Origin of the sequence: Sphingomonas sp., assembly GCF_023266535.1 — a bacterium.
Lineage (GTDB): Bacteria > Pseudomonadota > Alphaproteobacteria > Sphingomonadales > Sphingomonadaceae > Sphingomicrobium.
The window spans coordinates 1-16064 of sequence record NZ_JAHFPY010000063.1 but is presented as its reverse complement, the minus strand read 5'-3'; the positions used below and the strand labels follow the sequence as shown (position 1 = coordinate 16064).

The window sequence follows — 16064 nt, the reverse complement described above, 5'->3', positions numbered from 1 at the left end:
GACCACCAACGAGGCCGAGGCGCACTGGCAGCGCAGCTGGGACTTGCTCGACGGCGGCACGTTCGGCGCGGAAGATTTCCACGCCGCGGCACTGTGCCACAAGGGACTGGCGTCAGGTCAAATCGACGAGGTTGTGCTCGGCACGTTGGAGGCCGGCATCGCCGACTTCCACGCCAAGCTCGACCGGCTGCTTTAGACCGTCGCCTTGGGAAACAGCGTCAGCCCCTTGGGCGGACGCGTCTTTTCGCCGGCCAGGTAGCAATCGATGCAGCTCAACGCCGACCGCATCGTGCGGTGATTATAGGGCTTCATCAGCACGCCAATCACCAGTTCCTCCGCATTGTCCGGCGGCGCACCGGTCACGAACAGCACCGGGATGCTGCGCCGCTGCGCTTCCCTGGCAAGGTCGATGCCGGTGCGCTGGCCGGTCAGGCGGACGTCGCTCAGGATCAGGTCGACCTGTTCGCGGTCGAGCAGGTCGATCGCGGTGGCATAGCGATCGATCGTCGCCACCACTTCATATCCGGCGTCACCGATCAGATTTTCATTGTCGAACGCCGTCAGCGGCTCGTCTTCGACGATGAGGATTCTATTGACGACCCGCTTGCGCTTCCCGAACAGCATTGAGACTCCGTATGAAAAAGCCGACAGACCAGCAACGAGCCAGGGCTAGGACCGTTTCGCGGCCAACTTATGGCAGCGGGAGGCCCCAAAAGCCGCGCGGCCCGAAGCCGGGGCCGGCGCGCGAGGAAGGACCGCAGCGGATCGCCAAGCTGCTGGCTCGGGCCGGCGTCGCGTCGCGCCGCGATATCGAACGGATGATCGCCGAGGGGCGGATCGCGCTCCACGGCGAGAAACTGACCACGCCCGCGACTCTGCTCGACAATTTGCAGGGCGTGACGGTCGATGGCCAACCGGTGAAGGCGCCGGGCGCAGCGCGATTGTTCCGATTCTACAAGCCTTCGGGCGCGCTGACCGCGGCCAACGATCCAAAGGGCCGGCCGACAATTTACGACAAATTGCCGCAAGGGTTGCCGCGGCTGATACCGGTCGGGCGGCTCGACTATAACACCGAAGGCCTGTTGCTGCTAACCAATGACGGCGAGTTGAAGCGGCAGCTTGAGCTGCCGAGCAGCGGAGTTGTCCGCCGCTATCGCGCCCGAGCGTTCGGCGACGTTACCCAGGCCCAGCTAGAAGAGCTGGCCGAAGGCGTGACGATCGAGGGCATTCGCTACGGCTCGATCGACGCCAACCTCGAACGCCGGACCGGCCGCAACTGCTGGATCGAAATGTCGCTGACCGAGGGCAAGAATCGCGAGGTCCGCCGCGTCCTCGCTCATCTCGGCCTGCAGGTCTCGCGGCTGATCCGCACCAGCTACGGCCCGTTCACGGTCGAGGGGCTGGCGCCGGGCAGCGTCGCCGAGGTCCAGCGCGAAGAGCTGTTCCGCTTCAGGCAGGGGCTGAAATGAGGTTCCTCCCCAAGCAGGCTTGGGGAGGGGAACCGTCCGAAGGACGGTGGAGGGGTAACTGATGTCAGCTTCAGCTACCCCTCCACCAGCTTCGCTGGTTCCCCTCCCCAGCTTCAAGCTGGGGAGGAATTGCTGATGCGCATCGTCGCCGGCGAGTGGCGCGGGCGGAAGCTCGTCGCTCCGGAAGGGCGCCAGACCCGCCCGACCGCCGACCGCACCCGCGAAACGCTCTTTTCGATGCTTGCCAGCCGCGTCGGCAGTTTCGATGGTTTGCGCGTCGCCGATCTCTACGCCGGTAGCGGGGCACTAGGGCTGGAAGCGCTGTCGCGTGGCGCGGCCCACGCCACCTTTGTCGAGATCGACCGGGCGGCACTGAAGGCCATCGACGCCAATGTGACAGCGCTGGGCGCCGCGGCGCGCATTTCGATGCGGTCGATGTCGGCCGCCACCCTGCCGTCCGGCCAATCATTCGACCTGGTCTTCGCCGACCCGCCCTATGAGCCGGGGTCGGGCAGCGCGGTGGCCGAAGCGGTCGCAGCAGCAAGCTGGCTTGCGCCCGGCGGCTGGATGGCGGTCGAATCCCAAAAGGGCGACGCGGTAGCGCCGCCCAAGGGCTGGGAAATCAGTGCCGAACGCGATGTCGGCCGGGCGAGGCTTACGCTTTTGCGCGCCTAGCGGGCTTGGCCGGCTTGGCCGGTTTCGCTGGCTTGGCCGGTTTCGCGGGTTTCGCAGGCTTCTTGAGCTCGGTGAACTCGCTGATCAGCCGGGCACCAATCGCGGCGGCGGCGGCCTTGCCGGCCGACTTTACGGCCTTCGAGGAAATGCTCTTCTTCTTGCCTTTACCGGAGACGCCGCTTTCGGCCAAAGCCGCCACGGCCGTACCGGCGCCGATTGCCAGCATTTCCCCGATCAGCGGATTATCGGCCAGCTTCCACAGCGCGTCGGCAGCATTGCTCGCAACCTTCTTGACCTTCTTGCGCTTGGACTTGGGCATGGCCTTGGCGACGGCCTTCATCGCCTTGCCAACCTTCTTTTTGGTGGTCGCTTTCGCCATGCTCGTCGCTCCCTGTTGAGATTTACTCGGCTCTTGGCTCTTTCTCGACCATCCAGGTCTGGCCCTTGCTGACCAGCGCCTGCAGATCAGCGGCTTTGCCTTTGGCCGCGGCTTCGTTCTGCTCGATCACCGCGCTGTCGAACGTTGGCGCCGGATCCTCATAGATGACGCCCAGGGCCATCGGGAAAATCGTCACCGGCATCTCGGCCAGCATGTAAGCGACCGACCGGTTCCTGGGGTTGTGGACAATGACCTCGTCGCTGTCACCGTCGACCACCTTCAGCCGGTGATGCTCCATGTCGAGGGCGATGCCCTTGGTACCGCCGGCGAACAGCATCTTCTCGCCGGCCTGCAACCACAGTTGCTTGTCCGAAGCCACTTCCCTGGAGGTGAACGGCGCGAACACATCGTCGTTATAGACGACGCAATTCTGGTAGATTTCGACGAAGCTGGCGCCCTTGTGGGCGTGTGCGGCCTTGAGCACGTCCGGCAAATTTTTGTGGACGTCGATGCCGCGGGCGACGAAGCGCGCGCCCGATCCCAGCGCATAGGAGCAGGGATTGACCGGCCGGTCGACCGACCCGAACGGGGTTGAGGGCGAGCGCGTTCCGATCCGCGAGGTCGGCGAATATTGGCCCTTGGTGAGGCCATAGATTTCGTTGTTGAACAGCAGCAGCTGGCAATCGAGGTTGCGGCGCAAGAGGTGCATGGTGTGATTGCCGCCGATCGACAGCGCGTCGCCGTCGCCGGTGATGATCCACACGTCGAGCTCCGGATTGGCGAGCTTGGTCCCGGTCGCCACGGCGCAGGCGCGGCCATGGATCGTGTGAAAGCCGTAGCTCGCCATATAATAGGGAAAGCGGCTCGAGCAGCCGATGCCGCTGATGAACACCGTCTTCTCGCGCGCGGTGCCGAGGTCCGGCATGGTCCGCTGAACCGCCTTCAAGACGGCATAATCGCCGCAGCCCGGGCACCAGCGTACTTCCTGGTCGGATGCCCAGTCCTTGGCGGTGGTGATTGTCGTCTGCTCGTTCATGCGATGTAACCGTTGAGCCAGAGATAGAGGAACACCACCAGCACCAGCATGGCGATGAGCGGCCAGGGATTGATCGGCTTCACGCCGGCGTCCCCGCCCTTAGGGTCACAAAGGGCATGGTGTATGGCGCGTTTTTGCCCTTGATTTGTGACCTTATCATTTGAGCGCCTCGTCGATCGCCGCTTCGATTTCGGCGATGGTGAAGGGCTGCCCCGAAACCTTGTTGACCGGGCGAGCATCGACCAGGAACTGGTCGCGGAGCACGGTCTTCAGCTGTCCGGTATTCATTTCTGGAACGATTATGCGCTCAAATCCCCTAAGTAGGACAGCGAGATTTTTGGGGAAGGGCGCGATGTAGCGAATGTGGATGTGGGCTACGTCGAGGCCCCGTGCCCGTGCCCGCCGCACCGCCTGGTGGATCGGGCCGAAGGTCGAGCCCCAGCCGACCACCGCCAGTTTGCCCTTGTCAGCGCCAAGGCAAACCTGCTGGTCGGGGATCGAGTCCGCGACGCCCGCGACCTTGGCAGCGCGCAGCCGGGTCATTTCGGCATGGGCCTCGGGCGAATAGTCGATGTTGCCGCTGCCCGGGTTCTTCTCGATGCCGCCGATGCGATGCTCGAGGCCCGGCGTACCCGGCTTGATCCACGGCCGGGCAAGGTCGCCGTTCCGCTCATACGGCATGACCTGGTCATTGTCGGCGGCGCGCGCCGCGGCAAAGCTGACCGGGAACGGTTGATAACCGCTCATGTCCGGCACCTTCCACGGCTCCGCGGCATTGGCGATATAGCCGTCGGTCAGCAGCATCACCGGGGTCATGTAGCGGGTCGCGATCCGGACCGCCTCGATCGCGCAATCGAACGCATCGGCCGGCGAGCAGGCGGCGATCACCGGCAATGGCGTATCGCCGTTGCGGCCATAGACCGCCTGGTAGAGGTCGCTTTGCTCGGTCTTGGTCGGAAGGCCGGTCGACGGCCCGCCACGCTGCGAATTGATGATCACCAGCGGCAGCTCGGTCATCACCGCCAGGCCCATCGCTTCGCCCTTCAAGGCGATGCCCGGCCCCGATGAGCTGGTGACCCCTAAGTGGCCCGCATAGCTGGCGCCGATCGCCGAGCAGATCGCGGCGATCTCGTCCTCGGCCTGGAAGGTGGTGATGCCATATTCCTTGAGCCGCGACAGGTGGTGGAGGATCGCCGAGGCCGGGGTGATCGGATAGCCGCCGAAGAACATCGGGAGCCCGGCCAGCTGAGCTCCGGCAATCAGGCCGAGCGAAATCGATTCCGCGCCCGTGACGGTGCGGTAAAGCCCCGGCTCGGCCGAAGCGGCGTCGATATGGCGCTGGCGAACCTGGCCGCCGATCTCGGCCGTCTCGCCATAGGCATGGCCTGCGTTCAACGCAGCGATATTGGCTTCGGCCAGCTCGGGCGCCTTGGCGAATTTGGCGTTGAGCCAGTCGACGATCGGCTGGCGCTCGCGATCAAACATCCACAGCGCCAGGCCCAGCGTCCACATATTCTTGCAGCGCAGCGCTTCCTTGTTGCCAAGGCCGAACGGCTTCACCGCGTCGAGGGTCAGCTGCGAAATATTGAAATGGACCAGCTGCCATTTGGCCAGGCTGCCGTCCTCCAGCGGGTTCACCTCATAGCCGGCCTTGGCGAGGTTGCGCGGAGTGAACTCGCCCTCGTCGGCGATGATCAACCCACCTTCGCGCAGCGCGGTGGCGTTCATCTTGAGTGCCGCCGGGTTCATCGCGATCAGCACGTCCGGCTGGTCGCCGGCGGTCTCGATCGCCGAGGAGCCGAAATTGATCTGGAAGGCGGAAACGCCGAAGGTCGTCCCCTGCGGGGCGCGGATTTCGGCGGGGAAATCGGGGAAAGTAGCAAGGTCGTTGCCGGCCAGCGCGGTCGACAAGGTGAACTGCCCGCCGGTGAGCTGCATGCCGTCGCCGCTGTCACCGGCAAAACGGACGACGACCGCTTCCTGTGGCGGATGGGATCGTGCTTCGTCGTCGGTAACGTTGTGGTTGGCCGTGGCCATGATCGTCCTTCGAGTGTCTACTTTGAAACCTACATTAGGACTCCGCAGGGGATTCCGCCACCATCTTTGCGGTTGCTTTGCTGCGTCCGACTTTGGAGCTACAGGTCCACCCGTGGGGGGCGCACCGCATGCGCAACGGGTCATGATCTTCAAGCGCACCGTCGCCAAGCTTCGCGCGCAGGATTGGGTGGCAATCGCAATCGAGCTGCTGATCGTTATCATCGGCGTGTTCGTCGGCATCCAGGCCGCGAACTGGAACCAGGCCCGGGTCGAACGTCTCCAGACTGAGCGGATGCTGAGCGAATTGCAGCCTGGGCTGGAGCATTTCATCGGCTTCTTCGACACCGCCAAACCCTATTACGCGACAACCCGTGCCTACGCGGACAATGCCTTTGCCGGCTGGCGCGGAGACCCCGGCGTGAGCAACGAACAGTTTGTGATTTCCGCCTATCAGGCCAGCCAGGTCTACGGCCTTGAAATCAATGCAGTGAACTGGGCAAGAATCTTCGGCGGTGATCAGGTGCGCAGCATCGACGACCCCGACATCCGGCGCGGCCTGGCATCATTGATGTCAGTCGATTTCGCCGATGTTGGGCCAGCGGCGGTCAGGACCCGATATCGCGAACAGGTTCGCAAGGTCATTCCTGAAGACATCCAGGATTTGATCCGCGACCGTTGCGGCGATCGGCCGATCCCCGGACGGCCGCTGCTGGCCCATCTCCCCGCGACCTGCGATCTTGACCTGGCGCCCGATCGCTGGGCCGAGGCGGCAGCGGCGTTGCGGGCCCATCCCGACCTGGTCGGCGAATTGCGCTGGCACCTTGCGGCAGTGGCGACGTTCCTGTTCAACATGGGCAAGATCGATCAGCGGACCCGCAATCTCAGCAACGGCATCCGCAAACTCGAAGGGTAAGGCGTGACCAACGACCATCTCTATCGCCGCGGGGTCGGCGTCATGCTGCTCAACGCCGAGAGACATGTGTTCGTCGGGCGGCGGATCGATAACCGCGACGAAGCCTGGCAAATGCCCCAAGGCGGAATCGACAAGGGCGAACAGCCGTGGCCCGCCGCGCTTCGCGAGCTGGAAGAAGAGACAGGCATCAGGCCCGGGCTGGTCGAGCAGATCGCCAGCCACCCGCAGCAACTGCGCTATGACATTCCCGACGCGATCGCCTCGCGGCTGTGGGGCGGCAAGTGGAAGGGGCAACTGCAGGACTGGTATCTGGCCCGCTTCCTCGGCAGCGACGACGACATCAACATCGCCACCAGCCATCCGGAATTCAGCCACTGGAAATGGGCCGAGCCGCACCTGCTCCCGGAACTTATCGTGCCGTTCAAGCGCGACCTCTACCGCGAGTTGCTGCGCGGCTTCGCCGACTATCTCTAGCTGCGCTTGCCCGCGGTGAAATAGCCGATCCCGCCGCCGACGATGGCGCCGAGGATTGGCCCGATGAAGGGCAGCGGGATGGCCACGACCGCGCCGACGGCGGCGGCGATGGCGGTGCGTTTCGCGACCGGATTCTCAAGCATTGATCCAGTTCCTTTCGTTCTGTATTATATATATAATACACTTTGGCATTGATGCAAGTTTGCCAAGGGGTTCTCGGACCGGCTTTGAGCGGCTAGAGCGGCCCGCCATGGGGCAATTGACCGGCCAGGAACAAGCATGCGTCGAAGCGGCGGCGGCAGAGCCCATGCTCGCGCAGGTCGAGAATTGGGCCAACGTCAATTCGGGATCGCGCAATATCGACGGGCTAGGGATCATCGGCGCGCGCCTCGCCGGCGCCTTTGCCGACCTGCCAGGCGAGATCGCGATGCGCGATCCGGCGCCGGTCGAGGCGATCGACGCCTCCGGCAAACCCTATGAAGTCCCGCACGGCAAAAACCTTCAATTGAAGGTCCGCCCGGATGCCCCGGTCCAGCTGCTCTTTACCGGCCACATGGACACGGTGTTTGCCATCGACCATCCGTTCCAGACGCTGGCCTGGCTCGAACCGGGCAAGGTGCTGGGCGGGCCTGGGGTGGCCGACATGAAGGGCGGAATCGCGGTGATGCTGGCGGCGCTCAAGGCGGTCGAGGCCAGCCCGGCGGCGAGCGTGCTCGGCTATGAAGTGGTGATCAACAGCGACGAGGAAGTCGGCTCGCTCGGGTCCGCCGCGCTGATTGCGCAGGCGGCGCAGGGCAAGTGCGCCGCGCTGACCTACGAACCCTCCGCCCTCCCGGATGGTACGCTGGCAGGCGCGCGGCCAGGCAGCGGCAATTTCGCTTTCACTGTCCATGGCCGCTCGGCCCATGCCGGACGCAATCCCGAGGAAGGCCGCAACGCCCTGATCGCCGCGGCCGATCTCGCCATTCGCCTGAAGGCGGCCGTCGGCCCAGGCTTAAAGGTCAATCCGGCCAAGATCGACGGCGGCTCGCCCAACAATGTCGTCCCCGACCTCGCCGTGCTCCGGGTCAATTTGCGTCCCGAAACGCTCGACGACCAGGCCCGCGCGCAGCAACTGATCGACGCTACCGTCAAGGCGGTCGCCGCCGAACATGACGTGCAGATCAGCGCCCACGGCCATTTCGCCCGGCCGCCCAAACCGCTGACCCCGGAAACTGAAGCTTTATTCAACCTGGTCAAGCGCGCCGGCGCCGACCTCGGCCAGGAAATCGGCTGGAAGTCGACCGGCGGCGTATGCGATGGCAATAATATCGCCGCCTGCGGCGTGCCCGTGATCGACACCATGGGCGTGCGCGGCGGAAGCATTCATTCGATGGAGGAATATCTGATCGTCGACAGCCTTGCCGAGCGCGCCGCGCTCTCGGCCCTTACGATTTTGCGATTGGCGGAGGGCGCATGAGCTATCGCATCCGCGCCGCCGGCCCTGACGATTTCCGCGCCTTCTACGACCTCGCCAAGCTGACCGGAGGCGGCTTCACCAACCTGCCCGCCGAGAAGGCGACGCTGGAAGCCAAGCTGGAAAGGTCGGAGGCCGGGTTCAGCCGGGTCGGTGAAAATCCGTCGGACGACCTCTATGTCTTCATGCTCGAAGACTTTCGCACCGGCGCCATCCGCGGCACCTGCCAGATCTTCGGCGCCGTCGGCACCGACCGGCCGTTTTACAGCTATCTGATTTCGACCCTGGCCCAGAAGAGCGAGGAGCTGGGCCGGATCTTCCGCAACCAGACGCTCAACCTCACCACCGACCTCGAAGGGTTCAGCGAGGTCGGCGGGCTGTTCCTCCACCCGCAGGAACGCGCCGGCGGCCTCGGCATGCTGCTTGCCCGTTCGCGCTATTTGTTCATCAAGCAGCACCGACCGCGCTTCGGCGACAGCGTGCTGGCCGAGCTGCGCGGTGTGATGGACCAGGCCGGCCATTCGCCGTTCTGGGATGCGCTCGGCGGGCGCTTCTTCGGCATGACCTTTCCCGAAGCCGACGAATTCAACGCGGTCCACGGCACGCAATTCATCGCCGACCTGTTCCCCAAGTCGCCGATCTATGTCTCGATGCTGCCGGAAAGTGCCAAGGCGGTGATCGGCCAGCCGCACCCGACCGGCCGGGCAGCGCTGAAGATGCTCGAAAATGAGAATTTCGACTGGGACGGTTACATCGATATCTTCGACGGCGGCCCGACCGTCACCGCCCGCACCGACAAGATCAAGACGCTGGTCGAGGCCGATTGGCTGCGGGTCGCCGACACCAATGGCGGCGGCGAAAACACGATGATGCTGGCGACCGGCGTGATGCACGACTTCGTGGCCTGCTACAGCCACGCGACCCGCAACGACCATGGCGATTTGGTGATCGACGCCGAGGCGATGGACATGCTCGGCATCGGCCCAGGCGATCGCGTGCTGGCGGTGGCGCGGTGATCCGCGAGATCAACTTCGACGGTATCGTCGGGCCAAGCCACAATTACGCCGGGCTCAGCCTCGGCAACCTCGCCTCGGCCCGCAACGCCGGCCATGTGTCGCAGCCCCGCGCGGCGGCGCTGCAGGGCATCGACAAGATGCGCTCCAACATCGGTCTTGGCCTGGTCCAGGGCATTTTCGTGCCGCAACCGCGACCGGCACATGCCTGGCTAATCGAGCTGGGAACGACCATTGGCGAGGCCGAGCATCATCTCGCCGCCAATGCGATGAGCGCCTCGTCGATGTGGGCTGCCAACGCCGCCACCGTCAGCCCGTCGCCCGACACCGGTGACGGCAGGTGCCACCTGACCGTCGCCAATTTAAAGACCATGCCGCACCGCAGCCATGAGTGGCCCGCGACCCTGGCGCAGTTGCAGCTGGCCTTCGCGGGGAATGCATTTGCGGTGCACGGGCCGGTTCCGCCGGCGTTCGGCGACGAAGGCGCGGCCAATCACATGCGCCTCGCGCCCTCGCATGGCGAGCCGGGCGTCGAGGTGTTCGTCTACGGGGTCACCGGTGGCCCCTTCCCCGCTCGCCAGAATATCGAGGCATCCAAGGCCATCGCCCGACTGCATCGGCTGGATCCGGGCCGCACCCTGTTCGCCGCCCAGAGCGAACAAGCAATCGCCGCCGGCGCCTTCCACAACGATGTCGTTGCGGTCGCCAATGGGCCGGTGCTGTTCTCCCATGAGAAGGCGTTCGCTGAGCGCGATGCGCTGGTCGAGCAGCTGGCCGCCAAGGTCCCCGGTTTCGAGCTGGTCGAGGTGCCCGACGCCGAGGTCCCGCTGGCCGACGCCGTGAAGAGCTATTTGTTCAATGCCCAGCTGGCCACTCCGCCCGATGGCGCAATGACGCTGGTCGCGCCGACCGAATGCCGCGACACGCCATCGGTCAACGCCTGGATCGAGCGCCATCTTGCCTCCAACGGTGCCATCCGCCGGGTCAATTTCGTCGACGTTCGCCAGTCGATGGCCAATGGTGGCGGACCGGCCTGCCTGCGCCTCAGGGTCCAGTGCGATCCGGCCGATGTCGATCCCCGCTTCCTGGTCGATGAAGCCAAGCTCGATCGCCTCGCCCAGGTGATCGGCTCGACCTGGCCATCCGAGATTGCCACGGCAGAGATCCAGGCGCCGGCGCTGGTCGCGGACATCGAACGGGCGCGCGCGGCGCTGCTTGGAGCCCTGGATTTGTCCGTACTCGATTAGTCCGTTTTGGGACAGGTCCGACAAGGCCATTCGACCCGACTCAAATTCTCGGTTAGCAATGATGCGTTAAAGGGCAGTTTACCACTGTCCTTAAGCGGGAAAGGGCGGAACGCCGCCATTCCCATCGCGTTGGGTTAATCATGATGAAGCTACGCAAGATCGGCCGACTGTTCGTCATCAAGACCCGCTTGGAGGCCTTTCTGGTCACCTACGCGATTGCCGTCGGCTCGGTTGAGCGCGGCGTTCATTACATGCAGAACTATCCCGGGAATGGCGGCTGGCTGCTGGCCGCTGCCTGCCTCGGCGTGCCGTTCGTCGCCGGCGCCAAGCTGCTCGATAGCGTGCGGCCCGAGGTCGCGGCGTCAATTCCGGTAAAGATTGGCCCGCGTCATTCCGCCAGGCCGCGGATCAATCGTAGTCGACCCAGACATTTCCCCCTGAGCCGCGGTTCAGCGTTACCGTCGTCACATCGCACAGATTGACGCCGTTAAAGGTGGCCGATTGGCCGCCGACCAGGTCAGCCTTGATATCGAACGCGCAATCGGGATTGGCGAACGCCACCGCGATCCTGCTGCCATTGGCCGGGTTTCCGCCCAGCGACTGCCAGGCGGACGTTCCTACGCGCCGGATCTGGAGCGAACTGATCGCCGCTCCGGTCTTGTTGACCAGGGTGAAGTTGCCGGCCGCCGCTACAGCAGGACCCGGCACCGTCAGGGCGGCAGCTGCAAGCAGCATGGCGATGAAGTGTTTCATGGATGCAATATAATATGGCCAGGGCCGACCATCAAATGGTTGGCGCGCGCCCTCCCCGCTCGTCGGACGCGCGCCAGAGCCCCGCAGCTAGGCTGCGAAGGCTGAAGGGCTGTGCGGGCGCGACCGGCTGATAATGACGGCCGCCGCCGGCTGACGATAGCTTTCGTTCAACGGCAGGGCAGTCGCGCAAAATCCGCATTCCGCCAGGGTCCGGCCGACATACCAATGGGTGCGGCCGCATCCCGGGCAATGGTTGACCTCATTCTCCCGGTACACGGCATGGTAGCCGCGGCGGGCAGGATCAAAGCCGGTTACATTCGAACTCAACATGGCCGTTCTTCCTCCAATCAAAGGCTCGAACGTGCGACGAGTCGTTAGGTTTCAACGATAAGCCGATTCGTTTGGAGTGTCACCACGGCACCTCGCTGCTGTCCCGCCGGGGGACTGTCAGCCCGTCTGTGGATATTAACCACCACTTTACTTTTTGCGCGCAGTTTAACTGCCGCCGAAGTATGTTCGGGGGAGCAGGATAGTGGAGTCGAACCAGCGTTTCTATCTGCGTCGTGCAGCAGAAGAGCGGACTGCCGCCCACCGTGCCGTGACTCCCCAAGCCCGAGAATGGCATAGCAAGCTCGCCCAGGATTTCGCCCGTCGCGCGATCGAATCCGGCGCGGCGGTGAGCCCGGTCGCCCTCGGCGCCTGACCTTCCCTTTCCTATTGCCGAAAACAGCTTGCGCGGGCCTTCGTTTGTCCCGGAAATTTCACATTTAAGGGTAATTTAACCTCGGTCTAGCGGTCCCAGATTAATCCTGTTAAATAATCCGGGTTCGTCACGAAGAACGGGGGTTTACCATGCTACGTCGAACTTGTGCCGCTGCCTTGCTGGCATCCGCGATGATCGCTTCACCGGCGATGGCTCGCGACAAGACTTTGTATTTGGGTGTTGAAGCTGGTCCGATGTTTGCCAAGGATCTCGACATTGATGTCGACACGACCGAAGGCGAATTCGATTTCTTCGGGCTCGAGCACAAGCTGGGTTACGATGCCGGTGTGATCTTCGGCTATGACGCCGGATTGGTCCGCGCCGAGCTCGACTTGTCCTACAAGCGGGCTTCGCACGACAAGTTCACCTTCGATTGCGAAGGCAGTGAATGTAGCCAAGATGCCAACGGCCATACCCGCTACATCGCCATCATGACGAACCTGTTGCTTGACCTTGGCAATGAAGACGGCCTGAGCTTCTACGCTGGACCTGGCGCTGGCTTCGCCTGGGGCAAGTATCACTTCGGTGACATTGAGGGTCCGAACACCTACAAGCAGGGCGGCTTTGCCTGGCAATTGATCGCCGGCGCTCGCTATGCCCTCAACCCGAACGTCGATCTCGGCCTGAAGTATCGCTACTTCCATCCGCACCGCATCCATGAAGAAATCTTCACGAATGAGTTCGCGACGGGCCGGTTCACGTCTCACTCGGTGTTGGCGACGCTGACGTATAATTTCTATACGCCGCCGCCACCGCCGCCACCTCCGGCTCCACCGCCGCCTCCGCCGCCTCCGCCGGCGACGCAGACGTGCCCGGACGGCTCGGTGATCCTGGCGACGGACGCCTGTCCGCCACCGCCACCGCCTCCGCCGCCTCCGCCGCCTCCGCCGGAGCCTGAACGGGGCTAACGACAACACCCGCAAAGGACGGCGATCCGCCAGCTTCGCCGCCCTGGGGGCAGGAACGGTCCGGGAAGAAATTCCCGGGCCGTTTTGTTTTTGGGGAAATTCGGGTGTTATAGGCTGGCGCAGAGTGAATCCGCGCCGTCAGTCGGCTCCGCTTCGCGAGCCGCTGGCCGCCCTACAGCATCTCTGCGCGCTAACTCCCGAATGCCTCGCATTCGATCGCCTGCGCTCGGTGCTTTGGGGTGAATGGCGCGCCCGGAACGATTCGAACGTCCGACCCTCAGATTCGTAGTCTGATGCTCTATCCAGCTGAGCTACGGGCGCGTGCCGGGGGGTCCCTTACGGTGAGGGTCCGCCCCACGCAACCCCCTTGCCGACAAATGCGGCTGGATTGCGTCGGCCGCGGTGCCCCCCTAGACCGGCAGCAATGCGAAGACTTGTGCCATTGACGGCATTGCTGGCCGTTGCGGCCTGCACCGTGCCATTGGGCGACCCGGAGCCCAGCCTGGCGCCGCGTCCCGCCGAAGCGGTCGATCCGCGCGTTCCGGTGCCAGGCGACGTGCCAACCGGCGTGGTCGACACCGAACTTGCCGTGCAGCTCGGCGCGCTGGTAGCCGAGGTCGGCCAGGCGGTCCCCGCGTTCGACGCGAAGCAGGCGACCGCCGAACAGGCTGCTGCTTCTGCCGGACCGATGGCCAGCGAAAGCTGGGTTGCCGCACAGCAGGCGCTGTCGCTGCTGATCGAACAATATGGCGTGACGACGCGGGCGGCGGCCAACATCGATCAGCTCGGATCGAGCCGATTGCAGGGTCAGCATTGGATCAGTCCGGCGGACCAGCAGGCGATTGCTGCGGCGGCAACCGAAGTCGCGGCGATCAGCGACCGCCAATCGGCCGCGATCGATCGTCTAAAGGACCAGCTGGCGCGCTAACTCAATGTGGCGGCGCGTGCCGCCGGCCATTCGGCTGCATCGATGCGGTAAATGACGGTCGGATTCATTTCCGGTCCGAAGCGCAAATCCTCGAAATCCAGGTCCTGCCGGCGGCGCATCCCCAGCCGCTTCATCAGTCCCCGGCTTGCTTCATTGGGGCCGATGGTCAGTGCGACAACATGGGGCGCGTCGAAGCGATCGAACGCAAGGTCGAGCGCGGCGATCGCCGCCTCCTTGGCATAGCCCTGGCCCCAGGCGCTCTCGCGCAGCCGCCAACCGACCTCGAACTGGCCTGTCAGGTCGCCAGCGCCCGGCGCATTTACCCGCTTCAATCCGCAAAATCCCAGCAGCTCGTCGTCCGACATGCGTTCGACCAGCCAGAAACTGTGGCCGTGGTCGCGCTGATAGGTCTTCAGTCGCTCGAACGCAGCGTCCCAGGTTGCGCGGTCCTGCACGCCGCCCAGATGGCGCATCACCGCCGGCGTGTTCATGACCCTGTAAAAGCGCTCACCGTCCTCCTCGCCCCATTCGCGCAGCCGCAGCCGCTCGGTTTCGGCGATGACCTTGGTCAAGCCTTACGGCTCCACCCGGTGATCAGGTAAAGCATTGCTCCAGCCCCCAGGAAGGCAATGAACGCGCGCCATTCCGCCACGTTGGAGTGCGACGCCGCCCACAACACCAGTGCGGCCGCCGCGAGCGGCAGCAAGATGCCGCGCACGGGGCGCAGCTTACCCTCGAGAGCGTCAAGCTTCGGTACGGCGGCGATACAGGCGAGGTAGGCGAACAGCCGCGCCACGGTGCTGATGACCGCCAGCGTCATGAAGGTGCCGGACAGCGCCAGGCCGAGTCCGATTCCGCCGACCGTCAGGATCGAATTGACCGGCGTTGCGAAGCGCGGCGAGATTTCGCCGAACCAGCGCGGCAGCAATCGCTGGTCGGCGAAGCTGGACGTGATTCGCGATATCGAGGTGACGGCGCTGAGCTGGTTGGCCAGCACCGACACGATCGCCGTCACGCCCAATATGCCAACGCCAACCGGGCCCAGCGATTGGGAGGCTAGCTCGGCCAGCGGCGCGTCGCTTTCGCCGATGCCCGAGGCCGAATAGGCCAACTGAACCACGACGTAGAGCAGGGTGACGGCGCTTACCGTCATCAGCAGCGCCCGGGGGATGTTGCGTTGCGGGTTTTGCGTCTCACCAGCCGGGATGGTCGCGGCCTCAAACCCGACGAAGGCATAAAGCGCGGCCAGCGCCACCCCCTCCACCGCCGAGAATTCCGGCAATCTGGGCGTCGGTATCGGGGCGAGCAGCAGCCCCAGGGCTCCGATCAGGATTAATGGCGCCAGCTTCAACATGGTCATGCCGCCCATCGTGTCGACCGCGCGGCGGATACCGACGACATTGACCAGCGTGATCGCGCTCACCGTGACGATAATCGTCCACGGGCTGTCGAGCGGCGGCCACAACGCACCGGCATAAGCCGCAAGCACATGGGAATTGGCCGCCAGTGACGCGGCCCGGGCGGTGTAGAGCATCCACCCGGCTTCAAAGCCGACGAACTTGCCGAACGCCTTGCCGGCATAAAGCTGCGGGCCGCCCGATGCGTCGAACCGGCTGGCAAGATCAGCATAGCACAGCACGACCGGCATGATCCCGATCCCGGCGAGCAGCAGCAGCCACGGAGCAAAGCTGCCGACCGCCGCATCGAGCTTGCCGGGCAGGCCGAAGATCGCCGCGCCGATCATTCCGTTGAGCGCCAGCAGCGCCGCGCCCCATATGCCAACGTCACGGCGGGTCGTCGCGACCGAGTTCGCGTCCTCAGCCATGGAGCGCTTTTACCCCGCGCTGGAGCGCTTCGATCAACTCGTCGACATGTTCGATATGGGTTCGGAACGATAGAATCGCACAACGAATGTAAAATCGTCCATCGATCCGCGTTCCGCTCAGCATCACTCGCCCTTCTTGCTGCAAATGCTGAAGCAATCGTTCACTTAGCGCGTCGGCATCGCCGGTT

The 16064-nt window shown here is 64.3% G+C and carries 20 protein-coding genes, 1 tRNA gene and 1 pseudogene; 11 read left to right on the top strand and 11 right to left on the bottom strand.

Features of this window, described 5'->3' with window-relative positions:
- Window positions 1–196 (top strand): annotated as a pseudogene (locus Q0C64_RS10340) (aromatic ring-hydroxylating dioxygenase subunit alpha); the annotation flags it as partial.
- Here the strand turns inward: Q0C64_RS10340 and Q0C64_RS10335 are convergent.
- Window positions 193–624 carry a response regulator gene (locus Q0C64_RS10335; protein ID WP_294123474.1) on the bottom strand — a complete coding sequence of 144 codons (432 nt, stop codon included), beginning with the start codon at window positions 622–624 and terminating at the stop codon, window positions 193–195. The pseudogene Q0C64_RS10340 and the gene Q0C64_RS10335 overlap by 4 nt on opposite strands.
- 11 nt (window positions 625–635) lie before the next feature.
- Here Q0C64_RS10335 and Q0C64_RS10330 point away from each other — a divergent pair, with 11 nt between their 5' ends.
- Both Q0C64_RS10330 and rsmD read left to right on the top strand, forming a co-directional pair.
- Window positions 636–1469 carry a pseudouridine synthase gene (locus tag Q0C64_RS10330; RefSeq protein ID WP_294123471.1) on the top strand — a complete coding sequence of 278 codons (834 nt, stop codon included), beginning with the start codon at window positions 636–638 and terminating at the stop codon, window positions 1467–1469.
- 135 nt (window positions 1470–1604) lie between these two features.
- Window positions 1605–2144 (top strand): 16S rRNA (guanine(966)-N(2))-methyltransferase RsmD, encoded by a 540-nt coding sequence (gene rsmD, locus Q0C64_RS10325; protein WP_294123469.1) that lies wholly within the window; start codon window positions 1605–1607, stop codon window positions 2142–2144.
- On the opposite strand, the gene Q0C64_RS10320 is transcribed toward rsmD, so the two are convergent.
- The 3 genes from Q0C64_RS10320 to Q0C64_RS10310 all read right to left on the bottom strand — a co-directional run bounded on the left by Q0C64_RS10320 (window position 2125) and on the right by Q0C64_RS10310 (window position 5596).
- The gene (locus Q0C64_RS10320; RefSeq protein ID WP_294123466.1) at window positions 2125–2523 is read right to left on the bottom strand and encodes a hypothetical protein; all 399 of its coding nucleotides are present in this window, start codon (window positions 2521–2523) and stop codon (window positions 2125–2127) included. The genes rsmD and Q0C64_RS10320 overlap by 20 nt on opposite strands.
- 22 nt (window positions 2524–2545) lie before the next feature.
- On the bottom strand, window positions 2546–3559 hold the full coding sequence (locus Q0C64_RS10315; RefSeq protein ID WP_294123463.1) for a 2-oxoacid:ferredoxin oxidoreductase subunit beta: 1014 nt from the start codon (window positions 3557–3559) through the stop codon (window positions 2546–2548).
- A 156-nt stretch (window positions 3560–3715) separates the two neighbouring features.
- Window positions 3716–5596: a 2-oxoacid:acceptor oxidoreductase subunit alpha gene (locus tag Q0C64_RS10310; protein ID WP_294123461.1), complete on the bottom strand. Its 1881-nt coding sequence runs from the start codon at window positions 5594–5596 to the stop codon at window positions 3716–3718.
- Window positions 5597–5708: 112 nt separating this feature from the next.
- Here Q0C64_RS10310 and Q0C64_RS10305 point away from each other — a divergent pair, with 112 nt between their 5' ends.
- The gene (locus Q0C64_RS10305) at window positions 5709–6509 is read left to right on the top strand and encodes a hypothetical protein (protein WP_294123460.1); all 801 of its coding nucleotides are present in this window, start codon (window positions 5709–5711) and stop codon (window positions 6507–6509) included.
- Window positions 6510–6512: 3 nt separating this feature from the next.
- Window positions 6513–6983, top strand: coding sequence for an RNA pyrophosphohydrolase (locus Q0C64_RS10300; protein ID WP_294123459.1), 471 nt, complete (start codon window positions 6513–6515; stop codon window positions 6981–6983).
- On the opposite strand, the gene Q0C64_RS10295 is transcribed toward Q0C64_RS10300, so the two are convergent.
- Complete coding sequence (locus tag Q0C64_RS10295; protein WP_294123457.1) at window positions 6980–7126, bottom strand: hypothetical protein; 147 nt, start codon at window positions 7124–7126, stop codon at window positions 6980–6982. The two genes, Q0C64_RS10300 and Q0C64_RS10295, sit on opposite strands and share 4 nt — an antisense overlap.
- Before the next feature lie 107 nt (window positions 7127–7233).
- Here Q0C64_RS10295 and Q0C64_RS10290 point away from each other — a divergent pair, with 107 nt between their 5' ends.
- Genes Q0C64_RS10290 through Q0C64_RS10280 form a run of 3 tightly spaced genes read left to right on the top strand, consistent with a single transcriptional unit; the run spans window position 7234 to window position 10699 of the window.
- Window positions 7234–8442 (top strand): hydrolase, encoded by a 1209-nt coding sequence (locus Q0C64_RS10290; RefSeq protein WP_294123455.1) that lies wholly within the window; start codon window positions 7234–7236, stop codon window positions 8440–8442.
- A complete protein-coding gene (locus Q0C64_RS10285) occupies window positions 8439–9455 on the top strand; it encodes an arginine N-succinyltransferase (RefSeq protein WP_294123453.1) in 1017 nt (338 codons plus the stop codon). The genes Q0C64_RS10290 and Q0C64_RS10285 overlap by 4 nt, the downstream gene beginning before the upstream one ends.
- A complete protein-coding gene (locus Q0C64_RS10280; protein ID WP_294123451.1) occupies window positions 9452–10699 on the top strand; it encodes an N-succinylarginine dihydrolase in 1248 nt (415 codons plus the stop codon). Before Q0C64_RS10285 ends, Q0C64_RS10280 begins: the two co-directional genes overlap by 4 nt.
- A gap of 408 nt (window positions 10700–11107) precedes the next feature.
- On the opposite strand, the gene Q0C64_RS10270 is transcribed toward Q0C64_RS10280, so the two are convergent.
- A complete protein-coding gene (locus Q0C64_RS10270) occupies window positions 11108–11452 on the bottom strand; it encodes a hypothetical protein (RefSeq protein WP_294123449.1) in 345 nt (114 codons plus the stop codon).
- 87 nt (window positions 11453–11539) lie between these two features.
- Window positions 11540–11782, bottom strand: a complete 243-nt coding sequence (locus Q0C64_RS10265) for a hypothetical protein (RefSeq protein WP_294123447.1) — start codon at window positions 11780–11782, stop codon at window positions 11540–11542.
- Window positions 11783–11984: 202 nt separating this feature from the next.
- On the opposite strand from Q0C64_RS10265, the gene Q0C64_RS10260 reads away from it, so the two are divergent.
- Together Q0C64_RS10260 and Q0C64_RS10255 are read left to right on the top strand one after the other, a co-directional pair.
- Window positions 11985–12155: a hypothetical protein gene (locus Q0C64_RS10260; RefSeq protein WP_294123445.1), complete on the top strand. Its 171-nt coding sequence runs from the start codon at window positions 11985–11987 to the stop codon at window positions 12153–12155.
- A gap of 149 nt (window positions 12156–12304) precedes the next feature.
- The gene (locus tag Q0C64_RS10255) at window positions 12305–13123 is read left to right on the top strand and encodes an outer membrane beta-barrel protein (protein ID WP_294123443.1); all 819 of its coding nucleotides are present in this window, start codon (window positions 12305–12307) and stop codon (window positions 13121–13123) included.
- Between the two features lie 244 nt (window positions 13124–13367).
- Here Q0C64_RS10255 and Q0C64_RS10250 read toward each other — a convergent pair.
- Window positions 13368–13444: transfer RNA gene (locus Q0C64_RS10250), tRNA-Arg, on the bottom strand.
- Window positions 13445–13547: 103 nt separating this feature from the next.
- On the opposite strand from Q0C64_RS10250, the gene Q0C64_RS10245 reads away from it, so the two are divergent.
- Window positions 13548–14051: a hypothetical protein gene (locus Q0C64_RS10245; protein WP_294123440.1), complete on the top strand. Its 504-nt coding sequence runs from the start codon at window positions 13548–13550 to the stop codon at window positions 14049–14051.
- Here Q0C64_RS10245 and Q0C64_RS10240 read toward each other — a convergent pair.
- The 3 genes from Q0C64_RS10240 to Q0C64_RS10230 all read right to left on the bottom strand — a co-directional run.
- Window positions 14048–14623: a GNAT family N-acetyltransferase gene (locus Q0C64_RS10240; protein ID WP_294123438.1), complete on the bottom strand. Its 576-nt coding sequence runs from the start codon at window positions 14621–14623 to the stop codon at window positions 14048–14050. The two genes, Q0C64_RS10245 and Q0C64_RS10240, sit on opposite strands and share 4 nt — an antisense overlap.
- Entirely contained in the window at window positions 14620–15876 is a 1257-nt protein-coding gene (locus Q0C64_RS10235; RefSeq protein ID WP_294123435.1) for an APC family permease, read from the bottom strand. Before Q0C64_RS10235 ends, Q0C64_RS10240 begins: the two co-directional genes overlap by 4 nt.
- Window positions 15869–16064, bottom strand: a 196-nt coding sequence (locus Q0C64_RS10230; RefSeq protein ID WP_294123434.1) for a hypothetical protein, incomplete at its 5' end; no start/stop codon positions are given. The genes Q0C64_RS10230 and Q0C64_RS10235, both read right to left, overlap by 8 nt.